Below are 18,800 nucleotides of genomic sequence, written 5' to 3'. Positions count from 1 at the left end.
AAACTTCGACCCTCAAGCATCTGATTACTTGACGATTCTATAGATCGACCCGTTACCCTCTGAGATAAACCACAACCCGCCGTCCGGCCCGGTCCGCACGTCGCGTACGCGGGCGGTTTCCGGCGCTTCGGTGCGCTCGACCTCGGCCATGTCGTCCCCCGACAGCCGCGCGATGTAGTCGAATTTCAGAGATCCGACGAAGGCATCCCCGTCCCAGTCAGCGATGGTGCCGTCATAGAAGGTCATCCCCGAGGGCGCGATCGAGGGGTCCCAGTAGGACACGGGCTGTTCCATGCCGGGTTTCTCGGTGCCCTCGCCGATCTTCATGCCCGAATAATGCCGACCGTAGGAAATGACGGGCCAACCATAGTTCGCGCCGGGCTTGATCCGGTTGACCTCGTCCCCGCCGCGCGCGCCGTGTTCGTTGACCCACAACTGGCCCGTGCTGTCGAGGGCCGCGCCCTGCGGGTTTCGGTGGCCGTAGGACCAGATCTCGGGCCGGGCGCCGTCCTGCCCGACAAACGGGTTGTCGGCGGGCACGGATCCGTCGCGGTTCAGCCGGATCACCGACCCGTTATGGCGCGACAGGTCCTGCGCCGCCGGACGGTCGCCGCGTTCGCCGATCGTCATGAAGATGTGCCCGTCGGCCCCTTCGACGATGCGCGATCCGAAATGCCGCCCGCCGCTGCTGCCCGGCGCCATCTGGAACAGTTGCCGCACCTCTGTCAGCTGGGTGGCGTCGTCGGACAGGATGGCGCGGGTCAGGGCGGTGCCGCTGCCCGATCCCTGTGGCGCGGCGTGGCTGAGAAAGATCTCTCGCGTCCGGGCGAAATCGCGGGGGACCATCACGTCCAGCAGACCGCCCTGCCCGTCGACCTCGATTTCGGGCAGGCCCGCGATCTGGGTCGCCGCACCGTCCCGCAGCAGCCAGAGCCGCCCGTCCAACTCGGTGACGAGGATCCCGCCGTCCGGAAGAAACCCCATGGCCCAGGGAGAGGTGAACCCCCCGGCGACCTTCTCGATCCTGACCTCTCCGGCCGAGGTATCCAGCGCGAGGGCCGCACCGGTGGTTGAGGTCAAAGCCAGCGTGGCGGCGATCAGAAGGGGTTTCATCGGCAATCTCCTTTTGGCTGCACCTAGGGTCAATTGACGTAAAGCCAACCTCATCTCACGGAGACTTTCCTTTTCGTCGGCGCAGGCATAGGCTCGGCCCCGGAGCATTGTTCCAAATAGGGAGAACAACAATGAAAAAGCTTTTGCTGGCAACTGCCGCGCTGACCGCAATGTCCGTGAGCGCGCAGGCCGAAGAGATCAAGCTGGGCGTGATTCTGGGCTTCACCGGCCCGATTGAATCGCTGACCCCCGACATGGCCGCAGGCGCCGAGCTTGCGATGAGCGAAGTTTCGGAAAGCGGCAAGTTCCTGGATGGCACGACCGTCGCCTCCGTTCGCGCCGATTCGACCTGCGTCGACGCGGGTGCCGCGACGGCCGCAGCCGAACGCCTGATCACCGCCGAAGGCGTGAAGGGCATCATGGGTGCAGACTGTTCCGGCGTGACCGGCGCGATCCTGACCAACGTGGCCGTTCCGAACGGCATGGTCATGATTTCCCCCTCCGCGACCTCGCCGGGTCTGTCGGAAACCGAAGACAACGGCCTGTTCTTCCGCACCGCCCCGTCGGATGCGCGTCAGGGTGCCGTGATGACCGAGGCGCTGATCGACATGGGCGTCAAGTCTGTGGCGCTGACCTACACCAACAACGACTATGGCAAGGGTCTGGCCGACAGCTTCCAGCAGGCGTTCGAAGCCGCTGGCGGGTCGGTGACGATCTCGGCTGCACATGAGGACGGCAAGGCCGACTACTCCTCCGAAGTCGCGGCGCTGGCTTCGGCCGGTGGCGACCTGCTGGTTGTTGCGGGCTACGTCGACCAGGGTGGCGCGGGCATCGTGCGCGGGTCGCTCGACACCGGTGCGTTTGACAAGTTCCACTTCCCCGACGGCATGATCGGTGCCGCGCTGGAAGAGAACTTCGGCAGCGACCTTGATGGCTCGACCGGGCAGATCCCCGGCACCGACAGCGAAGGCGCGGGCATGTTCGCGGAAGTTGTCGGCGACAAGTTCAACGCGTCGGGCAGCTATGCTGGTGAAAGCTATGACGCCGCTGCGCTGATCCTGCTGGCCATGCAGGCCGCTGGCTCTGCCGAACCGGCAGACTACAAGGGCAAGATCATGGACGTGGCCAACGCGCCCGGCGAAAAGATCTATCCCGGTGAGCTGGCCAAGGCGCTTGAACTGATCGCCGCTGGCACGGACATCGATTATGTCGGTGCAACCGCTGTCGAAATGATCGAACCGGGCGAAGCCGCAGGCTCCTACCGCGAGATCAAGTTCGAAGGCGGCAAGATGACGACGACCGGCTACCGTTAAGTCTAGGTTGACCTTTGAAGCGGCCCGGCGCAGACCCGGGCCGCTTTGACATTTGCACTCAAGACAGGGCACAGAGGCGGCAAACGCCCGGGCCACAGGGGACTGAAGATGATCGTCGTCGAGGACATCCACAAGCATTTCGGCGGCTTCCACGCGGTGGACGGCGCCAGCCTGACGATCCGGGACGGGTCGATCACCGGGCTGATCGGGCCGAACGGCGCGGGCAAGACCACCCTTTTCAACGTGATCGCAGGGCTGCTGCCGCCGACCTCGGGTCGGGTGACCATGGGCGGCGAAGACATCACCGGCCTGCCCCCGCACGAACTGTTCCACAAGGGCCTGCTGCGGACCTTCCAGATCGCGCATGAATTTCATTCGATGACCGTGCGTGAGAACCTGATGATGGTGCCGGGCAACCAGTCGGGCGAAACGCTGTGGAACACCTGGTTTCATCGCGGACGCATCGCATCGGAAGAGGCTGAATTACGGCGCAAGGCTGATGAAGTCCTTGAATTCCTGACGATTTCCCATCTCGCGGATGAGAAGGCCGGGAACCTCTCGGGCGGGCAGAAGAAGCTGCTTGAGCTGGGCCGCACGATGATGGTCGACGCCAAGATCGTCTTCCTGGACGAGGTCGGCGCGGGTGTGAACCGGACGCTTCTGATGACCATCGCGGACGCCATCCTGCGGCTGAACAAGGAACGCGGCTATACCTTCGTCGTGATCGAACATGACATGGACTTCATCGGCAAGCTCTGTGATCCGGTGATCTGCATGGCCGAAGGCAAGGTTCTGGCCGAAGGCACGCTGGACGAGATCAAGGCGAACGAGCAGGTGATCGAGGCCTACCTTGGCACCGGGCTTAAGAACAAGGATGCGGTGGCGTGATGCGCCACCTTCAGTATCCGGAGGCAAGCATCTGACATGAAATATGTTTTCGCCTTTCTTCTGATGTTCATCGCGCCCGCGGCCATGGCGTGCGACCAGATCGGGTCGCGGTTCCAGTACTGCTTTGACGGATCAAGCTGGGCCACGGCCGAGATCGAGACCTTCGGCGATGGCGCGACCTATCACCTGCCCGACATGCAGCTGGACCAGACAGAGCCCTATCCCGGCCGGTCCGACGGGCCGATCGAGGATGATCTGGCCAGTTACAACGATTTCTTCGACATCACCGCCGACACCGGCCTGACTGTCGAAGCCTTTGATATCGAAGGCAGACGCGGACTGATGCAATATGGTCCGAACGCGGACCTCGGCGCTTTCGTCGCGCAGGCCTTCGTCACGCTGGATGATGCCCGCGTGCTGATCTGGGTGACGGCGCCCGACGCCACCGACCCCGACCTCGTGCTGAGCCGCCTGAGAGAGGCGATTTCGGCCCTGACCCTGATGTGACCGGACAGACCATGACCCAACCTTTCCTCATCGGTGACACCATGACCGGCGGCTATGGCCGTGGCCCCGATATCCTGCATGGCTGCACCATCGCCGTGAACCCCGGCGAAATCGCCGTGATCGTGGGCCCGAACGGTGCCGGCAAAAGCACGGCGATGAAGGCGCTTTTCGGAATGCTCGACGTGCGGTCGGGGGCGGTCAAGCTGGACGGCGAAGACATCACCACGCTCAGCCCGCAGGACCGCGTCCGCAAGGGCATGGGCTTTGTCCCGCAGGTGAACAACATCTTCCCGTCGATGAGCGTGGAAGAGAACCTCGAGATGGGGGCCTTTATCCGGGATGACGATATTTCTGGAACGATGGCAACGGTTTACGACCTGTTCCCCATCCTGAAGGAAAAGCGTCATCAGGCGGCGGGCGAACTGTCCGGTGGCCAGCGTCAACAGGTGGCCGTGGGGCGCGCGCTGATGACCCAGCCCAAGGTGCTGATGCTGGATGAACCGACCGCCGGGGTCAGCCCGATCGTGATGGATGAACTGTTTGATCGGATTATCGAAATTGCCCGCACCGGCCTGCCCGTCCTGATGGTCGAACAAAACGCGCGCCAGGCGCTCGAGATCGCGGACAAGGGCTATGTGCTGGTTCAGGGCGCCAATGCGCACACCGGCACGGGCAAGGATCTGCTGGCCGACGACGACGTGCGCCGCAGCTTCCTGGGGGGATGAGGATGGCTTGCGCTGTAAATGTACTGGGGCTGACGGGCGCGCTGATGCTGCCTGTTGCGGCCTTGGCGTCGGATTATTCGTGCAATTTCAATACCGAATGCTACGAAAGCGAGCCCTGTGGTGAAAGCGACTTCACCGTCGAGATCAGGAGTGGTGAAGACAAGTTCGTCACCGACTTCGGCACCTTTCCGATCCTCGCAAAACGCGAAACCGCCCAGATCCTGACAACCTTCGTGCACACCGACGGCGCCGTTTACCTGATGAGCGCGGGGGCACGGACGGCGCGGCTGACGGTTCACATCACCGATGGCCCGCAAACGATCACCTACCTGGGACAATGTGAGAAGACAGGCTGATGGATTGGCTTAACGCACTGGTCGCGCTGACCAATTTTGTTTTCGTCCCGGCGCTTTCCTACGGCGCGCAGCTGGCGCTTGGCGCGCTTGGGGTGACGCTGATCTACAGCATCCTGCGGTTCTCGAACTTTGCGCACGGCGACACCATGGCCTTCGGGACCATGTGCGTGGTGCTGATCACCTGGCTCTTCCAGGGATGGGGGATCAGCCTCGGCCCGCTGCCGACCGCCCTGCTGGCGCTGCCCTTCGGGATCGTGCTGTGCATGGGGCTGGTGCTGGCGACGGACCGAGTTGTCTATCGGTTCTATCGCGAACAACGGGTCAAGCCGGTGGTGCTGGTCATCGTGTCCATGGGCGTGATGTTCGTGACCAACGGCATCGTCCGCCTGATCATCGGCCCGGATGACCAACGTTTTGCCGATGGCGAACGATTCCTGATTTCCGCGCGTGATTTCAAAGAGATGACGGGGCTTGAGGAAGGTCTGGCGATCAAGACCGGGCAGGCGTTGACCGTGGTGATCGCCGTGATCGCGGTGATCTGGCTTTTCTGGTTTCTGAACCGGACGCGCACCGGCAAGTCCATGCGCGCCTATTCCGACAACGAGGATCTCGCGCTGCTGTCGGGCATCAATCCTGAACGCGTCGTCATGGTGACCTGGCTGATCGTGGCCGGGCTGGCGACGCTGGCCGGGACGCTCTATGGTCTCGACAAGTCGTTCAAACCCTTCACGTATTTCCAGCTTCTGCTGCCCTTCTTCGCCGCGGCCATCGTCGGCGGGCTTGGCAGCCCGATCGGCGCCATCGTCGGTGGCTTTGTCATCGCGTTTTCCGAAGTGCTGGTGACCTATGCCTGGAAAAAGGTGCTGGTCTATACGCTGCCAGACAGCTGGGCTCCGGACGGGCTCGTCCAGCTGCTGTCCACCGACTATAAACTGGCGGTGTCTTTCGTCATCCTGATCGCGGTGCTGCTGTTCCGCCCGACCGGGCTCTTCAAGGGGAAATCCGTATGACCCTGCGCGACGCGTCTCTCTTCCTTCTGGTTGCTTTCCTCATCGTGCTCACCGGCGTGATGCAAAGTTGGAACCTTGCCCTGCAAGTCCTTAATATGGGGCTGATTTCCGCGATCATGGCGCTTGGCGTGAACCTGCAGTGGGGCTTTGCGGGGCTGTTCAATGTCGGGGTGCTGGGGTTCGTCGCGCTTGGCGGGCTGGCCGTGGCGCTGACCTCCATGCCGCCCGTGGCCGAGGCCTGGGCGGTTGGCGGCGGGCGCATCTTGCTGGCGCTCGCAGTCGGGGCCGGGACAATCGCACTTGCGGTGACGCTCTGGGCCCGGCGGGTGGCGAAACGCGGCTGGGTCGTGGCGGCGGTCGTGCTGATCGGGCTGGTGATCTTCCGGACGCTCTTTGATCCGGCGCGCGACGCGATCGAGGCCGTGAACCCTGCGCTTCAGGGCAATCTGGGCGGGCTGGGCCTGCCGGTGCTGATCGCCTGGCCGATCGGCGGTCTGCTGGCGGCCGGCGCGGCCTGGGCCATCGGCAAGACCGCGCTTGGGCTGCGGTCGGATTACCTGGCCATCGCGACGCTCGGCATCGCCGAGATCATCCTGGCGGTGATGAAGAACGAAGACTGGATGGCGCGGGGCGTGAAGAACGTGATCGGCATCCCCTCGCCGCTTCCGACGGCCTATGAGCTTCAGCAAAGCGCTGATTTCGTGTCCCGTTTCGCAGATCCGGTCACCGCCTCGACGATCACGGTCAAGCTGGGATATGCCATTCTGTTCGCGATCGTGCTGGTGATCATCCTGGTTCTGATGCAGCTGGCGCTGCATTCGCCCTGGGGCCGGATGATGCGGGCGATCCGCGACAATGAAACCGCCGCCGCCGCCATGGGCAAGAACATCACCAAGAGGCATCTGCAAATCTTCATCCTTGGATCGGCCATCTGTGGCATCGCGGGCGCGATGATGACCACGCTTGATGGTCAGCTTGTGCCCGGCACCTACCAGCCGCTGCGTTTCACCTTCCTGATCTGGGTGATGGTGATCGTCGGCGGGTCGGGCAACAACTATGGCGCCGTGCTGGGCGGGTTCCTGATCTGGTTCCTCTGGGTTCAGGTCGAACCTGTCGGCCAATTCCTGATCGGCCTGCTGACGGCCGGTCTGCCGGACGGGGCGTTCAAATCGCACCTGCTGGACAGTGCGGCCTACATGCGGCTGTTCACCATGGGCGTGCTGATGCTGGTCGTCCTGCGCTTCTCGCCCCGTGGTCTGATCCCGGAGCGGTGAGCATGGCCCTGCCCCGTACCGCCACGACCTTCCTGCCGCCGGTGATGGAGGCGCGCCGCTGGCTGAACGAAGCGACGCTGCCCGAGGGCCTTGAGCTGATCAACGTCAGCCAGGCCGCCCCGGTCGACCCGCCGCCCGAACCGATGCGCCGCGAAATCGCGCGCATCGCGATGGAGGAACCGCAGGCGCATCTGTATGGTCCGGTGCTGGGGCTTCCGGCGCTGCGCGAGGAGGTCGCGCAGCAGTGGCTTACGGCGTATGGCGGGGCGATCACGGCGGACCATGTCGGCATAACCTCCGGATGTAACGAAGCTTTTTGCGCCGCCATCGCCACGCTCGTGGCCGAGGGCGACGAGGTGCTTCTGCCGGTGCCGTGGTACTTCAACCACAAGATGGCACTGGACATGATGGGCGCCCGGGCGGTGGCCCTGCCGACGGATGCGGGCCTTTTTCCGGATGTCGAGGCCGCGGCGGCGCGGATCACCGACCGCACGCGCGCCATCGCGCTGGTCAGTCCGAACAACCCGTCGGGCGTCGAATACCCGCCCGAACTGATCGGCGCTTTTTTCGATCTGTGCCAGGCGCGCGGCATCGCCCTGATCCTTGACGAGACCTACCGCGATTTCCATTCCTCGCAGGCCGCGCCGCATGATCTTTTCACCCGGCCCGATTGGGACCGGACCCTGATCCAGCTGTATTCCTTCTCGAAGGCCTACCGGCTGACCGGGCACCGGGTGGGTGCGATACTGACCGGGACCGCGCGATTGTCAGAGGTCGAGAAATATCTTGATACGGTGACGATCTGCCCGGCGCAGCTGGGGCAATATGCGGCGCTGTGGGGGATGCGGAACCTGCAGGACTGGCTGGCCGGAGAACGCGAGGAGATCCTGTCGCGCGGCGCGGCGATCCGCGACGGCTTTGCCCCGCTGGCCGACCGCGGGTGGATCCTGCGCGGCGCGGGGGCCTATTTCGCCTATGCCGACCATCCCTTCGACGCGCCCTCGGACCGGATCGCGCAGCGGCTGGTCGCCGAGGCCGGGATCCTCATGCTGCCGGGCACCATGTTCACGCCCGAGGGCGATGCGGCAGGCAAGCGGCAGATGCGGATCGCCTTCGCCAACCTCGACACGGCCGGCATCGGACGGCTGATCGATCGACTGGCGGGCTTTCAGGGCTAGGCTCACGCGATTGCGGGGCCCGGGTCACGCGGTCCCCCTTGCCCCCTTACCCGACGCACACTAGACAGGGCCGACACCGCATCCGCGACCGCAAAGGGAGGCCAGCAGGCATGGCGAAGAAGAAGACCGGCGCAAAGACCGCAGTCTGGATCTTGATGGGTCTTCTGATCCTCGGTCTTGGCGGTTTCGGGGCAACCAGTTTCACCGGCAACGTGCGCTCGGTCGGGTCGGTCGGCGACCGCGACATCGGCGTCAACGAATATGGCCGGGCCATGCAGAACGAGATGCGCGCGCTTGAGGCGCAGACCGGTCAGGCGCTGTCTTTTGACCAGGCGCAGTCCTTCGGGCTGGACCGGCAGGTGCTGAGCCGCCTGATCTCGGACGCGGCCATCGACAACGAAGCCATGCGGATCGGCCTGTCTGTCGGCGACGCGACGCTGGCCAAGCAGTTGCAGGGCATCCAGGCGTTCCAGGGCATCGACGGCAAGTTCGACCGTGACAGCTACAAGTTCGCTTTGGATCGCGCCGGACTGAGCGAGGCCGAGTTCGAACGCGGCATCCGTCGCGAAACCGCCCGCGCGCTGCTTCAGGGCGCGGTCATTGCCGGATCCGCCCTGCCCGATCCCTATATCGACACGGTGCTGAGCTATTTCGCCGAACGCCGCCGGGTAACCTGGGCGCGGGTCGACTCCGGCCTGCTGGAAGACGTCGCGCTTGAGCCGTCGGAAGAGGATCTTCAGGCGCTCTACGAAGAGCAGATCGAGGATTTCACCCGCCCCGAGATGAAACGGATCACCTACGCCTGGCTCACGCCCGAGATGATCCTGGACCAGGTCGAGGTTGATGAGACCCTGCTGCGGCAGACCTATGACGCGCGTCAGGCCGACTTCAACCGGCCCGAGCGCCGCCTGGTCGAACGCCTGATCTATTCCGACGAAGGCCGTGCTGCCGATGCGCGGGCGGCGCTGGACGACGGGTCGTCGACCTTCGACGATCTGGTCGAGGCCCGTGGGCTGTCCCTGAATGACGTCGACATGGGCGACGTCGCGCAGGGCGAGTTGGACGAGGCAGGCGAGGCCGTCTTTGCCGCGCAGTCCGGCGACGTGGTCGGCCCCCTGCCGACCGCGCTTGGACCGGCGTTCTTCCGCGTGAACGGCATCCTGGCCGCCGAGGAGACCACATTCGAAGAGGCCCTGCCCGAGCTGCGCGACGAACTGGCCACCGACCGGGCGCGCCGTCAGGTTCAGGGCGAAGCGGAACCGGCCGAGGACATGCTGGCCTCGGGTGCGACGCTGGAAGAACTGGCCGCCGACACCGACCTGCAGCTGGGCACCATCGACTGGGCGCAGGGTCAGGCCGAAGGCATCGCCGCCTACGCGGGCTTCGACGCCGCCGCCGAGGCGCTGACCGAAGACGCCTATCCCGAGATCATGTACCTTGACGACGGCGGCATCTTTGCCATGCGTCTTGAAGAGATCGTCCCGCCCGAACCCGCGCCTTTTGACGAGGTCCGCGATCGCGTCCGGGGTATCTGGGACACGCGCCAGCAGATGGACCGTCTGCGCGCGCTGGCCGGTGACTATGTCGCCAAGCTGGGCGAGGCGGCCGATTTCTCGACCCTCGGGCTCGAGGTCGAAACCGAAGAGGCGCTGACCCGCCAGGGATCGGTTCTGGGCACCCCCGACAGCTTCGTGACCCGCGCGTTCGAATTGGAACCGGGCGAGATCGCGACCGTCGATGGCTTTGGCGCGGTGATCATTCTCAAGCTCGAGGAAGTGCTGCCGCCGAACCTGGAAGACCCGGATGTCGCCGCGATGCGTGACGGGTTGGAACAGCAGCTTCAGGGATCCGTCGCGACCGACCTCTACCGGGCCTTCTCGGAAGATGCGCGGCAGCGGGCCGGGGTTACGATCGATCAGCAGGCGATTTCCGCCGTGAACGCCAACTTCCAGTAAATCCTGCCGTTTCTGCGCCGGATAATGCCGCCCCCGCTGTATGCGGCGGGCGGCTTGCGGCGTAGGTTCCCCCTGTCAGCGCGACAATGAGGCCCCGATGTCCGACCAGCCCCTGGTGATCTTCACGCCCTCCGGCAAACGTGGCCGGGTGGCCCCCGGCACCTCGGTTCTTGCAGCCGCCCGCCAGCTTGGCGTGGATCTGGATTCGGTCTGCGGCGGACGCGGCATCTGTTCCAAGTGCCAGGTCACGCCGTCCTATGGCGAATTCGCCAAGCATGGCGTGACGGTGCGCGACGGCGCCCTGTCCGAGTGGAATTCGGTCGAACAGCGGTACGACGACAAGCGCGGCCTGCCCAAGGGGCGACGGCTGGGCTGTCAGGCCTGCATCCAGGGCGACGTGGTCCTGGATGTGCCGCCCGAAAGCCAGGTGCACCGGCAGGTCATCCGCAAGTCCGCCGACGCACGGCCCATGGTGATGGATCCCGCCGTCCGGCTTTACTATGTCGAGGTGGCAGAGCCTGACATGCACGTCCCCACGGGCGATTTCGAACGGCTGACGCAGGCCCTGAAAGACCAGTGGGAGGTCACCGACCTGATCGCCATGCCGTCGCTGCTGGCCAAGCTGCAGGGCGTTCTGCGCAAGGGCGCGTGGAAGGTCACCGTCGCGGTGCACGACGATCACACCGGCGCGCGGCCCCAGGTGATCGAGGTTTGGCCGGGCCTGCACGAAGCGGGGCTGTTTGGGCTGGCGATCGACCTTGGATCGACCACCATCGCCGCGCATCTGACCGACCTGCTGACCGGTGAGGTTCGGGCGTCCTCGGGCCTGATGAACCCGCAGATCCGGTTCGGCGAAGACCTGATGTCGCGCGTGTCCTACGTGATGATGAACCCGGGCGGCGAGGCCGAGCTGACCTCGGTCGTGCGCGCGGCGCTGTCGGATCTTGCGCGCGCGCTGGCCGATGAGGCCCAGATCGATTCTGCGCTGATCGTCGAGGCGGCGATCGTCTGCAACCCGGTGATGCACCACCTGCTGCTTGGCATCGACCCAACCGAACTGGGCCAGGCACCCTTTGCCCTGGCGGTGAGCGAGTCGTTGTCCCTGCCCGCCTCGGATCTTGAAATCACGACGATCAACCCGCGCGCGCGCGCCTACATGCTGCCCTGCATCGCGGGCCACGTCGGCGCCGATGCCGCCGCCGTGTCGATCGCCACCGCGCCCGAGATGTCGGACGAGCTGATGCTGGTCATCGACGTGGGCACCAACGCCGAGATCCTGCTGGGCGACAAGACGCGGGTCCTGGCCTGTTCATCACCCACGGGGCCTGCTTTCGAGGGGGCGCAGATCTCCTCGGGTCAGCGCGCGGCGCCGGGCGCCATCGAACGGGTCGAGATCGATCCTGCAACCAAGGAGCCCCGGTTCCGCGTGATCGGCGTCGATCTGTGGTCGAATGATCCGGGCTTTGCGGTGGCCGTGGCGCAGACCGGCGTGACCGGCATCTGCGGGTCGGGGATCATCGAAGCGGTGGCCGAGATGCGCATGGCGGGCCTTCTGGACGCGCGCGGGTTGATCGGATCAGCCGAGCAGACCGGCACCATCCGCTGCGAACCCGAAGGGCGGACGCATTCCTACCTGATCCATGACGGCACCGCCGAGGGCGGGCCGCGCATCAGCGTGACCCAGGGCGACATCCGTGCGATCCAGCTGGCCAAGTCTGCCCTTTATGCAGGGGCCCGGCTGCTGATGGACGAACGCGGCGTCGACCGGGTGGACCGTGTTGTGCTGGCCGGGGCCTTTGGCGCCCATATCTCGGCCAAGCACGCGATGGTGCTGGGCATGATCCCCGACGTCGCGTTGGACAAGGTGACCTCGGCCGGGAATGCGGCGGGCACCGGGGCGCGCATGGCGCTGTGTTCCATCGCGGTGCGCCGTCAGGTCGAACAGGGCGTGCGCCGAATTTCCAAGATCGAAACCGCGATCGCGCCGAAGTTCCAGGAACACTTCGTCAATGCCAATGCGATCCCCCACGCCACGGATCCCTTCCCCGAACTGGGCCGGATCGTGACCCTGCCCGACGTGTCGTTCAACACCAATGGCGGCGAGGACGGCGGGCGCAGACGGCGGCGGCGTGGCTAATGGTGAAAACCCGCCTTTGAAATCGCACCGGCCGGGGCGCAGCCCCTTGCCCCGGTTCGGAATGGGCGCTAATCAGAACGCCACGCGGGTGTAGCTCAATGGTAGAGCAGGAGCTTCCCAAGCTTAAGACGAGGGTTCGATTCCCTTCACCCGCTCCATTCCTCTGATCCGGACCCGATCTCGCGTGATCTCTAGACCGACCTTCAATCCGCGCCTGATCCTCCTTCATCTTGGTCTTGTCTTCGTCGGTGCCCTTGGCGGGCTGGCCGCGCAGGCTGCGGGCCTGCCCCTGCCGTACATTCTGGGAAGCCTGCTGTCCGTCGCGATCCTGGCGCAGGGGTCGGAAATCCTGGCGAAGACCCCCGACACCGCCCTTCTGCCGCCGGACTTCCGGTTCAACGATCCGGCCCGCGCCGTGTTCATCGGGGTCATCGGCATGGCGATCGGCACCAGCATCACGATGGAGGTCCTGCTGACGCTGCCCAAGGCCGCGTTCTCTTTCCTTGCGTTGACGCTGTTCGTGCCACTGACCTTCTGGGCGAACTACGTGATCTTCCGGCGGGTCGGAGGCTATGACCGGCCGACCGCGATCTTCTCGGCCTCGCCCGGGGGGCTGTATGAGTCGATCATGTTCGGCGAACAGGCGGGCGCGGACATGCGGCAGCTGATGCTGGCGCAGTTCCTGCGGATCATCCTGGTCGTGACGCTGCTGCCCGTGGGCATGTCGATCTACGTGGGCCACCCGGTCGGGTCGTCAGCGGGGCTGGGGCTGGCCCCGAAGGACACCGGGCTTGAACACCTGCCAGTCGCGGCGCTGGTCGTGGTCCTGGGGCTTTACGTCGGACGACTTATCCATGTGCCCGCGCCGCAGCTGCTGGGGCCCTTGCTGCTGGCCGGGATCGTGACGCTTTCCGGACTGGCCGTTCTGGATCTGCCGAACTGGATGCTGTCGGTCAGCCAGATCGTGATCGGCACAACGCTTGGCACGCGCTTTGCAGGGATGCGACCTGCCATGCTGATCCGGGGCACCTGGCTGGCCTTCCTGACCGTCGGGATGATGCTGCTGATCGGCACCGGCATGGCGCTGATCCTGCGGCCGCTGACGGGCGAACATTTCGACGTGCTGCTGATTTCCTTCGCGCCCGGTGGCGTGACCGAAATGGCGCTGATCGCCCTGTCCCTGAACGCCAATCCGGCCTTCGTGACGCTGCACCACATCTACCGGATCGTGTTGACCGTGTTCATGATCACCCACGTCGCAAAGCGGTTCGGCTGGCGGACCTGACAGGGGTCAGCCGCCCGCCTTTTCTTCCAGCGTCAACCACTCTTCCTCGGCTTCGGACAGGGCCTGCTGCCGTTCGACCAGCGCCTCGGTGCCCTTTTTGAACTTCAGCGGTTCCTTGGCATACAGGTCCGGCTGGGCAAGGAAGTCTTCCAGTTTTGCGATCTCCGCCATCAGCTTGTCGATCACACCGGGCAAGGCCTCCAACCGATGTCTTTCGGTAAAGGTAAGCCCGTCGGCTTTCTGTTTTTGGGCCTGCGGCTTGGGTGCCTCGGCCTTGGGCGCGGCGGTTTTGGCAGGGGCCGCAGCGGAGGCGGACTCGCCCTTCTGCGCCTGGTAGTCCGTCCAGCCCCCGGCATAGGCGGTCACCCGACCGCCGCCGTCAAAGGCCAGTGTCGTCGTCGCGACGCGGTCGATGAAATCCCGGTCGTGGCTGACCAGAAGGACCGTTCCGTCATAGCCGTCAAGCAATTCCTGCAGCAGGTCCAGCGTTTCGACGTCCAGATCGTTGGTCGGTTCGTCAAGGACCAGCAGGTTGCTTTCCTTCGCCATCAGCTTGGCCAGCAGCAACCGTGCCTTTTCCCCGCCCGACAGCGACCGCACGGCGGCGCGGGCCTGGCGTTCGTCGAACAGGAATTCCTTGAGGTAGCCGACCACGTGCTTGGGCGTCCCGCGCACCAGCACCTGATCCGCCTGCCCCGACACGCGCATGTCCTTGTCGCCGACAAGGTTTTCCCACAGCGATTGATCGGGGTCGAGCGCGGCACGGCTTTGATCAAAGATCGCGGGCACCAGCGCATTTCCCTGGGTCACGGTACCTTCGTCGGGCGCGATCTCTCCGGTCAGCAGCTTGATGAGGGTCGTCTTGCCCACACCGTTCGGGCCGACAAATGCGACGCGATCGCCGCGCATGATCCGCAGGTCCAGCCCCTTGACGATCGGACGGTCGCCGAAGACCTTGGTCAGCCCCTTGGCTTCGATCACCCGGCGCGAGGACTGCGGGCCCGAGGAGAACTCCATCGCGGCGGTGCCCTGACGGCGGATCTGGCTGGCGCGCTCGGCGCGCATGTCCTGCAGGGCGCGGACCCGGCCCTGGTTGCGCTTGCGCCGGGCCGAGATGCCTTCGACCGCCCATTTCGCCTCGTGCTTGATCTTGCGATCCAGCTTGTGGCGGGCGATGTCTTCTTCTTCCCAGATCTTGTCGCGCCAGGCCTCGAAGGCGGCAAAGCCTTCCTCCTGCCGCCGCACGGCGCCCCGGTCGATCCACAGCGTGCCCTTGGTCAACGCGCGCAGGAAGGCGCGGTCGTGCGAGATCAGCACATAGGCCGCGCGGGTCTGCTTCAGTTCCTCTTCCAGCCAGGCGATCGCTTCGATGTCCAGGTGGTTGGTCGGTTCGTCCAGCAGCATCAGGTCGGGCGCTTCGGCCATCAGCTTGGCCAGCGCGGCGCGGCGGCGTTCCCCGCCCGATGCCGTGGCGACCGGTCGTTCCGGATCGAACTTCAACCCTTCCGAGGCCATTTCGACCTTGTAGTGTTCGGCCGGATCCAGCGCCGAGGTCGCATAGTCGCCAAGCGTGGCAAAGCCCGCCATCTCGGGCTCCTGCTCCATGTAGCCGACGGATGTGCCGGGGGTAACGACGCGGTCGCCCGCATCCGCCTCGACCAGCCCCGCCATGACCTTCATCAGGGTGGACTTGCCAGACCCGTTGCGCCCGACCAGCGCCAGGCGGTCGCCGGGCTGGATGACAAGCGACAGGTCATCAAAGACAGGATCCCCGCCGAAGGTCAGGGAAATCGAAGACAGTTGGAGAAGAGGTGCACGGGCCATGGGCGTTCCGCTACGCTGGCCCCGACGCGTCGTCAAGGGGCCGAATATTGGACTTTTCGATTGCGTGAAATGGCCTGCGACGGCAGACCGTTACCCCATTAGTGTCGCCGGACCATCTGCACGAGGCCCCATGTCGGAACATCAGATCATCACCACGGACGTGGTCGTCGTCGGCGCCGGATCAGCGGGCTGCGTCATCGCGGGTCGGCTGTCCGAAAAACCGGGGATCCAGGTGACATTGGTCGAGGCCGGCGGGTCCGATGCCTCGCCCTGGGTCTGGATGCCGATCGGCTATGGCGCGGCCTTCTACCACCCCCGGCTGAACTGGCGCTACTATACCGAACCCGAGGCCGAGCTTGGCAATCGCCCGGCCTATTGGCCACGCGGCAAGGTAATGGGGGGGTCGTCGGCGATCAACGCCATGGTCTTCATCCGGGGGCAGGCCCGGGATTTCGACAGCTGGGCCGAGGCGGGCTGTACCGGCTGGGGCTATGGCGACGTCCTGCCCTATTTCCGACGGATGGAAAGCTACGAGGGGGAGCCCAACCAGTGGCGCGGCTCCGAAGGGCCGATCACCGTGCGCGATCTGGCCGAAGAAGCACACCCGCTGACACAGGCCTACCTGGCCTCGGCGCAGGCGGCGGGCCATGCCTACAACCCCGATTTCAACGTCGGCGACCAAGAGGGCGTCGGATACTACCAGACCAACATCCGGGGCGGGTTCCGCTGTTCGGCGGCGCGGGGCTATCTGCATCCCGCGATGAAACGCCCCAACCTGCGGGTGCTGCGCGATGCGACCGTGGGGCGTGTCCTGTTCGACGGGCGGCGCGCCGTGGGGGTCGAACTGACCCGTCACGGTCATGTCACGCGTGTCATGGCGCGCGAGGTCGTGGTGTCGGCCGGTGCCATCGGGTCGCCTGCGATCCTGCAACGCTCGGGCATCGGCGATCCGGCGCGTCTGGCCGACCTGGGGATCCAGACCGTCCATTCTGCCCCAGCCGTCGGAGGCAATCTGCAGGATCACATCGGCTATGACATCGCCCATGTGTCGCGGACGCCATCGCTCAACCGGGTGTTCGGCACCTGGATGGGGCGCGGGCTGGCCGGGGCGCATTACGTGATGACGCGCAAGGGGCCGCTGTCGCTGTCGGTCAACCAGGGCGGAGGCTTCATCCGAAGCGCGCCCGACCGGGACCGCCCGAACATCCAGGTCTATTTCTCGCCCATGAGCTATACCCGCGCCAAGCCAGGCAAGCGCGCCCTGATGAAGCCGGACCCGTTCCAGGGCTTCATGCTGGGCGCGTCGAACTGTTATCCGAAAAGCCGAGGCACGGTGCACATCCGGTCGGCCAACCCGGATGAGGCGCCCGAGATGCGCGGCAACTACCTGTCGGCGCCCGAAGACCTGGCCGAACTGGTCGAAAGCTTTCCGGTGATCCGCGCCATCGCGCAGCAGCGGCCGTTGTCGGATCATGTCGCCGAAGAACTGCGGCCAGGCCGCGACGTGCAGGACCCCGAGGCGATCGCGCAGTATATCCGCGACACCACCGGGTCGATCTTTCACCAGTGCGGCACCTGCGCCATGGGGACCGACCCCGCCAAGGGGGCCGTTGTCGCGCCGGATCTGCGGGTGCACGGGCTGGAGGGGATCAGCGTCGCGGATGCCTCGGTCATGCCGACGATCACCTCGGGCAATATCAACGCGCCGGTCATGATGATCGGGGAAAAGGCGGCCGAGCTTATCGCGGCACGGATCTGAGCGCGCGTGCCAGCCGTTCGACGCCGCGCGTGATCTCGACCGGCGGGGTCGCCGAAAAGCCCAAGGTCAGGCCGTTGGCGGCAATCGGCGACAGCGCAAAGCGCGACAGCGGCGCGGTGGCCAGGTTTTCGCGCGATGCCGCCTCGGCCGCCTGTCGGTCATCCAGTCCCGGCGGCAGAAGGCCGATGGTGTGAAAGCCGGTTTCGGTGTTCTGCACCTCGACCAGGCCCTGCAGGTGGCGGGACCCGGCCTCCATCAGCGCATCGCGGCGGTCGCGGTACAGGCTGCGCATGCGGCGGATGTGGGCGCTGAACTTTCCCTCGTCGATGAACTGCGCGACGATCGACTGGATCGCGTGCGACACCCCATGAGCCGATGCGCCGAGGATGCGTTCGAAGGTGTCCGTCAGCGCCTCGGGCACAACGGCGTAGCCAAGCCTGACCGCCGGGAAGAGCGCCTTGGAAAAGGTGCCGACGTAGATCACCCGCCCCGAGGTATCGAGCGCCTTGAGCGGCGGCAGCGACGCACGACCATAGTGGAATTCACCAACGTAGTCGTCCTCGATGATCCAGGCATCGGCGCGGTCGGCCTCGGCCAGAAGATCGAAGCGCCGGTCGCGGGACATGGGCATGCCAAGCGGATGCTGGTGCGCGGGGGTGACAAAGGCCGCGCGGAACGCGGGTTCTGCATCCCTCCCCGCCGCGACGTCGATGCCGTGGGCGTCGACCGGCACCGGCACCAGCCGGACGCCGCGCGCCAGCAGCGCGTTGCGGGCACCGATGGCCCCGGGGTTTTCCATCCAGACCGGATCGCCGGGCTCAAGCAGGATCTGCGCGATCTGCAGGAAGGCATCCTGGGCGCCGGCAAAGATGAAGACCTCTTCGGGGCGGCACAGCAATCCCCGGTTCGCACCAAGGTGGCGCGCGATGGCCTCGCGCAGGACCGGCAGGCCGGTCGCCTCGGGGTAGGACATGATCTCGGCCCGGGGGCTGCGCCAGTAGCGGGCCGACATATGGGCCCAGAGCGCCATGGGAAAGGCGTCGAAGGCGGGCATGCCGGTGACGAAGGGGCGCGGCGTGCGGGGATGTTCGAGGCGCGGAAAGAACTGGTCGGCGGCATCGCGGCTTAGGTCAGCAATCGGCGGCGGCGTGGTGGGGGCCTTGGGTTCGGGCGGTGGCGCCAGGGGCTTCACCTCATCCGAAACGAACGTTCCGGCACCGACCCGGCTGACGATCATACCCTCGGAGACCAGCTGTTCATAGACCGTCACGGCCGTGGTCCGCGACACGCCGTGTTCGCGCGCCAGGATCCGGGTCGCGGGCAGCCGCGTTCCCGGCGGCAGCTGGCCCGACAGGATCAGGTCGCGCAGCTTGGTGGCCAGTTGCATCGACAGGCTGGCGGGCTGGTCCCGTTCGACCCGCAATGACGGGATCAGGGCTCCTCCGGCATATTTCGTCATGATCGCCCCTCCAATGG

Annotated in this window: 15 protein-coding genes and 1 tRNA gene; 13 read left to right on the top strand and 3 right to left on the bottom strand. The window is 65.5% G+C overall.

Annotated elements, in window-relative coordinates:
* Positions 1-24: 24 nt before the first annotated feature.
* Positions 25-1,113, bottom strand: a complete 1,089-nt coding sequence (locus E4S58_RS06440; protein WP_136635501.1) for a PQQ-dependent sugar dehydrogenase — start codon at positions 1,111-1,113, stop codon at positions 25-27.
* A 131-nt stretch (positions 1,114-1,244) separates the two neighbouring features.
* On the opposite strand from E4S58_RS06440, the gene E4S58_RS06435 reads away from it, so the two are divergent.
* From E4S58_RS06435 to E4S58_RS06380, 12 genes are all read left to right on the top strand, one after another.
* The gene (locus tag E4S58_RS06435) at positions 1,245-2,426 is read left to right on the top strand and encodes an ABC transporter substrate-binding protein (RefSeq protein ID WP_136635500.1); all 1,182 of its coding nucleotides are present in this window, start codon (positions 1,245-1,247) and stop codon (positions 2,424-2,426) included.
* Positions 2,427-2,534: 108 nt separating this feature from the next.
* Positions 2,535-3,314: an ABC transporter ATP-binding protein gene (locus E4S58_RS06430; RefSeq protein WP_136635499.1), complete on the top strand. Its 780-nt coding sequence runs from the start codon at positions 2,535-2,537 to the stop codon at positions 3,312-3,314.
* Positions 3,315-3,350: 36 nt separating this feature from the next.
* On the top strand, positions 3,351-3,821 hold the full coding sequence (locus tag E4S58_RS06425) for a hypothetical protein (RefSeq protein WP_136635498.1): 471 nt from the start codon (positions 3,351-3,353) through the stop codon (positions 3,819-3,821).
* Positions 3,822-3,832: 11 nt separating this feature from the next.
* Positions 3,833-4,546, top strand: a complete 714-nt coding sequence (locus E4S58_RS06420; RefSeq protein ID WP_136635497.1) for an ABC transporter ATP-binding protein — start codon at positions 3,833-3,835, stop codon at positions 4,544-4,546.
* 44 nt (positions 4,547-4,590) lie between these two features.
* Positions 4,591-4,902, top strand: a complete 312-nt coding sequence (locus E4S58_RS06415) for a hypothetical protein (protein WP_136635496.1) — start codon at positions 4,591-4,593, stop codon at positions 4,900-4,902.
* Entirely contained in the window at positions 4,902-5,912 is a 1,011-nt protein-coding gene (locus E4S58_RS06410; protein ID WP_136635495.1) for a branched-chain amino acid ABC transporter permease, read from the top strand. Before E4S58_RS06415 ends, E4S58_RS06410 begins: the two co-directional genes overlap by 1 nt.
* Entirely contained in the window at positions 5,909-7,186 is a 1,278-nt protein-coding gene (locus tag E4S58_RS06405) for a branched-chain amino acid ABC transporter permease (RefSeq protein ID WP_205965358.1), read from the top strand. Before E4S58_RS06410 ends, E4S58_RS06405 begins: the two co-directional genes overlap by 4 nt.
* A 2-nt stretch (positions 7,187-7,188) precedes the next feature.
* Positions 7,189-8,364, top strand: coding sequence for an aminotransferase (locus E4S58_RS06400; RefSeq protein ID WP_136635494.1), 1,176 nt, complete (start codon positions 7,189-7,191; stop codon positions 8,362-8,364).
* Positions 8,365-8,474: 110 nt separating this feature from the next.
* Positions 8,475-10,319, top strand: a complete 1,845-nt coding sequence (locus tag E4S58_RS06395) for a peptidylprolyl isomerase (protein WP_136635493.1) — start codon at positions 8,475-8,477, stop codon at positions 10,317-10,319.
* Positions 10,320-10,416: 97 nt separating this feature from the next.
* Positions 10,417-12,456, top strand: a complete 2,040-nt coding sequence (locus E4S58_RS06390; protein ID WP_136635492.1) for an ASKHA domain-containing protein — start codon at positions 10,417-10,419, stop codon at positions 12,454-12,456.
* Positions 12,457-12,540: 84 nt separating this feature from the next.
* Positions 12,541-12,614, top strand: a tRNA-Gly gene (locus tag E4S58_RS06385).
* A 26-nt stretch (positions 12,615-12,640) separates the two neighbouring features.
* Positions 12,641-13,741 carry an AbrB family transcriptional regulator gene (locus E4S58_RS06380; RefSeq protein WP_136635491.1) on the top strand — a complete coding sequence of 367 codons (1,101 nt, stop codon included), beginning with the start codon at positions 12,641-12,643 and terminating at the stop codon, positions 13,739-13,741.
* 6 nt (positions 13,742-13,747) lie between these two features.
* Here E4S58_RS06380 and E4S58_RS06375 read toward each other — a convergent pair whose 3' ends face one another.
* Positions 13,748-15,565 (bottom strand): ABC-F family ATP-binding cassette domain-containing protein, encoded by a 1,818-nt coding sequence (locus E4S58_RS06375; protein WP_136635490.1) that lies wholly within the window; start codon positions 15,563-15,565, stop codon positions 13,748-13,750.
* A gap of 130 nt (positions 15,566-15,695) precedes the next feature.
* Between E4S58_RS06375 and E4S58_RS06370 the strand changes: the two genes are divergently transcribed.
* Positions 15,696-17,324: a GMC family oxidoreductase gene (locus E4S58_RS06370; protein ID WP_136635489.1), complete on the top strand. Its 1,629-nt coding sequence runs from the start codon at positions 15,696-15,698 to the stop codon at positions 17,322-17,324.
* On the opposite strand, the gene pdxR is transcribed toward E4S58_RS06370, so the two are convergent.
* Positions 17,305-18,783, bottom strand: a complete 1,479-nt coding sequence (pdxR, locus tag E4S58_RS06365) for a MocR-like pyridoxine biosynthesis transcription factor PdxR (protein WP_136635488.1) — start codon at positions 18,781-18,783, stop codon at positions 17,305-17,307. The genes E4S58_RS06370 and pdxR overlap by 20 nt on opposite strands.
* Positions 18,784-18,800 lie beyond the last annotated feature (17 nt).

Origin of the sequence: Pseudooceanicola onchidii (genome assembly GCF_004959925.1) — a bacterium.
GTDB lineage: Bacteria > Pseudomonadota > Alphaproteobacteria > Rhodobacterales > Rhodobacteraceae > Pseudooceanicola > Pseudooceanicola onchidii.
This window is presented reverse-complemented; position numbering and strand designations above follow the sequence as displayed.

Coding starts and splice junctions, on each gene's coding strand:
- E4S58_RS06440 (WP_136635501.1), bottom strand. CDS start 1,113: ATGAAACCCCTTCTGATCGCCGCCACGCTGGCTTTGACCTCAACCACC.
- E4S58_RS06435 (WP_136635500.1), top strand. CDS start 1,245: ATGAAAAAGCTTTTGCTGGCAACTGCCGCGCTGACCGCAATGTCCGTG.
- E4S58_RS06430 (WP_136635499.1), top strand. CDS start 2,535: ATGATCGTCGTCGAGGACATCCACAAGCATTTCGGCGGCTTCCACGCG.
- E4S58_RS06425 (WP_136635498.1), top strand. CDS start 3,351: ATGAAATATGTTTTCGCCTTTCTTCTGATGTTCATCGCGCCCGCGGCC.
- E4S58_RS06420 (WP_136635497.1), top strand. CDS start 3,833: ATGACCCAACCTTTCCTCATCGGTGACACCATGACCGGCGGCTATGGC.
- E4S58_RS06415 (WP_136635496.1), top strand. CDS start 4,591: ATGCTGCCTGTTGCGGCCTTGGCGTCGGATTATTCGTGCAATTTCAAT.
- E4S58_RS06410 (WP_136635495.1), top strand. CDS start 4,902: ATGGATTGGCTTAACGCACTGGTCGCGCTGACCAATTTTGTTTTCGTC.
- E4S58_RS06405 (WP_205965358.1), top strand. CDS start 5,909: ATGACCCTGCGCGACGCGTCTCTCTTCCTTCTGGTTGCTTTCCTCATC.
- E4S58_RS06400 (WP_136635494.1), top strand. CDS start 7,189: ATGGCCCTGCCCCGTACCGCCACGACCTTCCTGCCGCCGGTGATGGAG.
- E4S58_RS06395 (WP_136635493.1), top strand. CDS start 8,475: ATGGCGAAGAAGAAGACCGGCGCAAAGACCGCAGTCTGGATCTTGATG.
- E4S58_RS06390 (WP_136635492.1), top strand. CDS start 10,417: ATGTCCGACCAGCCCCTGGTGATCTTCACGCCCTCCGGCAAACGTGGC.
- E4S58_RS06375 (WP_136635490.1), bottom strand. CDS start 15,565: ATGGCCCGTGCACCTCTTCTCCAACTGTCTTCGATTTCCCTGACCTTC.
- E4S58_RS06370 (WP_136635489.1), top strand. CDS start 15,696: ATGTCGGAACATCAGATCATCACCACGGACGTGGTCGTCGTCGGCGCC.
- pdxR (WP_136635488.1), bottom strand. CDS start 18,783: ATGACGAAATATGCCGGAGGAGCCCTGATCCCGTCATTGCGGGTCGAA.